1 protein-coding gene is annotated in these 436 nt (G+C 45.0%); it reads right to left on the minus strand.

Going from position 1 to position 436, the window contains the following annotated elements:
• A partial coding sequence (locus L6C30_RS14765; protein ID WP_236163341.1) for an IS66 family transposase zinc-finger binding domain-containing protein occupies positions 1-436 on the minus strand: 436 nt, incomplete at both ends.

Raw genomic sequence — 436 nt, forward strand, 5'->3', positions numbered from 1 at the left:
TTTATCAATCACATAGGCGGGCATCGCTTGCTGAGTCAGAGTGTCACACTGATCACAGACCCATTTACCACGCACATGCTGTTCCTTATAGAACTGTGCCGGTCTGAAATGTAGTTTTTCACTGACATCTTCGCCGATACGACGGAGTTGGCAGCCACAAGCACATTGGGTTGATGCAGGTTCATGCTCAATACGGATGGTGTGTAGATGATCTGGCAGTGGTCGACGTTTAGGTTTATTGGTTTTGGCTTTCTGTGTCGCTGCATCGGTTTTATCTGCATTTAATCGTTCTAATTCCAGATCAACGGCTGCGATATCTTCTTCAACCGCCTCATCCCACAGATGGATTTGTTTTGCGGTGAGATGTTCGTTTTTACTGCCGAATTTATGCTGTTTAAACAGCGCCAGTTCATGCTCGTATTTTTGATTGAGAATA

This window comes from Acinetobacter sp. KAM396 (genome assembly GCF_021602765.1).
In the GTDB taxonomy this organism is placed as follows: Bacteria; Pseudomonadota; Gammaproteobacteria; order Pseudomonadales; family Moraxellaceae; genus Acinetobacter; species Acinetobacter towneri_A.